A 3771-nucleotide genomic window follows, 5' to 3' on the forward strand; every position below is an offset into this window, starting at 1 on the left:
CGCCGGACCAGCGGAACCACGCCCTGCTCGACCTCGTCCGCACCGAAGTCGCCACCGTCCTCACCCACCCCAACCCCACCGCCATCCCCACCGACCGACCCCTCATCGAACTCGGCCTCGACTCCCTAACCGCCGTCGAACTCCGCAACCGCCTCACCACCACAACCACCCTCCGCCTCCCCGCCACCCTCACCTTCGACCACCCCACCCCCCAAGCCATCGCCGATCTACTGGACGGCCTGCTCGGAGGCGCCCGTACGGAGACGGCACCCGTACGGGCGGAGACGGCGGCGGCCGGACCCCTGGCGGACGACCCGGTCGTCATCGTCGGCATGGCCTGCCGGCTTCCCGGCGGCGTCGAGTCGCCCGAGGCGCTCTGGCGACTCGTGGAGAGCGGCGGCGACGCGGTGTCGGAGTTCCCCGCCGACCGCGGCTGGGACCTCGAAGGGCTCTACGACCCCGATCCCGACCATCCCGGCACCTCCTACACGCGGCACGGCGGGTTCCTCCGGGACGTCGCCGACTTCGACGCCGCCTTCTTCGGCATCTCACCCCGCGAGGCGCTGGCGATGGACCCGCAGCAGCGACTGCTGCTCGAAGTGGCCTGGGAGGCGTTCGAACGTGCCGGCATCGACCCGCAGCGGCTCAAGGGGAGCCGCACGGGGGTCTTCGCCGGGGTGATGTACCACGACTATGCGCCCCGGCTGCAGGAGATCCCCGGCGACCTGGAGGGATATCTCATCAACGGCAGCGCGGGCAGCGTCGCCTCGGGACGTGTCGCGTACACCTTCGGCTTCGAGGGCCCTGCGGTGACGGTGGACACGGCCTGCTCCTCGTCGCTGGTCGCCCTGCACCTGGCCGCCCAATCACTGCGTACGGGCGAGTCGGACCTCGCGCTCGCGGGCGGCGTCGCGGTGATGTCGTCGCCCGCCACATTCGTGGAGTACTCGCGGCAGCGGGCCCTGTCGGCGGACGGGCGGTGCAAGGCGTTCTCCTCCTCCGCGGACGGCACCGGCTGGGGAGAGGGCGTAAGTCTGCTGCTCCTCGAACGGCTGTCGGACGCGCGCAGGAACGGCCACCCGGTGCTCGCGGTCGTCCGCGGCTCGGCCGTCAACCAGGACGGCGCGTCCAACGGTCTCACCGCCCCGAGCGGGCCGTCCCAGCAGCGGGTCATCCGGCAGGCGCTCGCCAACGCCGGGCTGGCCGCGTCCGAGGTTGACGCGGTCGAGGCGCACGGCACGGGCACGACGCTCGGCGACCCCATCGAGGCGCAGGCGCTGCTGGCGACGTACGGCAAGGACCGGCCTGCCGACCGGCCGCTGTGGCTCGGCTCGCTGAAGTCCAACATCGCGCACACCCAGGCCGCCGCGGGCGGCGCCGGGGTGATCAAGATGGTCATGGCGATGCGCGGCGGCGTGCTGCCGAAGACGCTGCACGTCGACGAGCCGAGCCCGCACGTGGACTGGTCGAGCGGCGCCGTACGCCTGCTCGGCGAGACACGACCCTGGCCGGAGACCGGCCGTCCGCGGCGGGCGGGGGTGTCGTCGTTCGGCGTCAGCGGCACGAACGCGCACGTGATCCTGGAGCTGCCCCCGGCCGCCGAGGAGCCGGCCAGGAAGGCGCCGGCGCCGCCGCCCGCGGTGCCGTGGGTGCTGTCCGGACACCTGCCCGAGGCGCTGCGCGGCCAGGCCGTCGGCCTCGCGACGTACCTGGACGGCCGTGCGGACCTCGACCCCGTCGACGTGGCGCACTCTCTCGTCTCGGCCAAGGCGCTGTTCGCCGAGCGCGCCGTGGTGGTCGCGCCGGGCCGCGCCGATCTGTCCGCCGGGCTGACCGCGCTCACCCGCGACGGCGCGCTGCCCGACCACGTCGTGCGCGGCACGGCCGACGTGACCGGCAAGGTCGTGTTCGTCTTCCCCGGGCAGGGCGGGCAGTGGCCCGGCATGGCCGCCGGGCTGCTGGAGACGGCGCCGGTGTTCGCGGAGCGGCTCGCCGAGTGCGGGCGGGCGCTGGCCGAGTTCGTGGACTGGTCACTGCTCGACGTGGTGCGCGGCGTCCCCGGCGCGCCGGGGCTCGACCGGGTCGACGTGGTCCAGCCGGTGTTGTGGGCCGTCATGGTCTCGCTCGCCGATTTGTGGCAGTCGTACGGCGTGCGTCCCGACGCCGTGGTCGGCCACTCGCAGGGGGAGATCGCCGCGGCGGTGGTGGCGGGGGCGCTGTCGCTCCGCGACGCCGCCCGCGTGGTGGCCCTGCGCAGCCAGGCCATCCGTACCCTCTCAGGTGACGGCGGGATGGCGTCGGTGGCCCTGCCCCTGGAGGAGGCCGAGGCCCGGATCGCGGCCTGGGACGGCCGGCTGTCGGTCGGGGTCGTCAACGGGCCGGGCAGCGTGGTCGTGTCCGGAGAGGTGGCCGCCCTGACCGAGTTGCTGGCCGCGCTCGACGCCGAAGGAGTGCGCAACCGGCGGATCCCGGTCGACTACGCGTCGCACTCCGCTCAGGTGGAGCTGATCAAGGACGAGCTCGTCAAGGCGCTGTCCCCCATCGCTCCGCGGGACCTGACCGTGCCGATGCTGTCGACCGTCACCGGCGACTGGGTCGGCCCGGAGGAACTCGACACGGAGTACTGGTACGCCAACCTGCGCCGGCCGGTGCGGTTCGAGGCCGCGGCCCGGGCGCTGGCGGCCGGCGGCCACAGCGCGTTCATCGAGATCAGCCCGCACCCGGTGCTCACGTCGAGCATCGAGGACACCCTCGACGCCGCGAGCGTCGCGCCGGCGCTGGTCACCGGCACGCTCCGGCGCGACCAGGGCGGGCCGGAACGGTTCCTCGTCTCGCTCGCCGAGGCGTTCGTGCGCGGCGTGGTTGTCGACTGGAGCGTCGCCCTCGCCGGGTCCGGACCTCGCCGCGTCGACCTGCCCACCTACGCCTTCCAGCGCACCCGCTACTGGCTCGACGCCTCACGTACGTCGGGAGTGGGCGGCTCGCTGGAGGACGCCACCCCCGGTGCGCCCGCGACACCCGCGCGGCGGTTCGCCGGGCTCGACCCGGCACAGCGCCGCGAGGCCGTGCTCGACCTGGTCCGTACGGAGGTCGCCGCGGTGCTGCGGCACTCCGACGCCGAGGCGGTCGCGCCGGCCAGGGCGTTCAAGGAGCTGGGTCTCGACTCGCTGACCGCAGTGGACCTGCGCAACCGGCTCCGGACGGCGACCGGGCTGCCCCTGCCGACCACATTGATCTTCGACTATCCCTCGCCCACGGCCGTGACCGAGCACATCCTTTCGGCCCTGAGTGACGCGGACGTGGACGGGGCGGACGGCGACGGCGAGTCCACGGCCGATCCGCTGACCGCGCTGCGGCGGCTGGAGGCGAGCCTGCTCGCCGAGCCGGACGAGCGCGGCGAGGTCGTCTCCCGGCTCCGCGCGCTGCTGGCGCGCTTCGACACTCCCGCCGGCGCGGACGACGATCCGGACGCCGAACTCGACCTCGACTCCGCCACCGACGACGAACTCTTCGACCTCCTGGACAGGGGCTGATTCCTGATGGCGAACGACGAAAAGCTGCGCGAATATCTCAAGCGCTCGATCGCGGAGACCAAGCAGGCGGAGCGGCGGCTACGGCAGATCGAGGCGAAGTCGCGCGAGCCGATCGCGATCGTGGGGATGGGCTGCCGCCTGCCCGGCGGGGTGACCTCCCCCGAAGACCTGTGGGACCTGGTCGCCGAGGGCCGCGACGCCGTCACCGAGTTCCCCACCGACCGCGGCTGGGACCTGG

At 73.7% G+C, this 3771-nt stretch carries 2 protein-coding genes; both read left to right on the forward strand.

Annotated elements, in window-relative coordinates:
• The coding region (locus FLW16_RS42700; RefSeq protein ID WP_142566688.1) for a type I polyketide synthase at window positions 1-3533 on the forward strand (3533 nt) is incomplete at its 5' end.
• Window positions 3534-3539: 6 nt separating this feature from the next.
• On the forward strand, window positions 3540-3771 hold a 232-nt coding region (locus FLW16_RS42705; RefSeq protein WP_142566689.1), incomplete at its 3' end, for a beta-ketoacyl synthase N-terminal-like domain-containing protein.

The sequence above is a fragment of the Microbispora sp. KK1-11 genome (genome assembly GCF_006874435.1).
GTDB classification, from domain to species: Bacteria; Actinomycetota; Actinomycetes; order Streptosporangiales; family Streptosporangiaceae; genus Microbispora; species Microbispora catharanthi.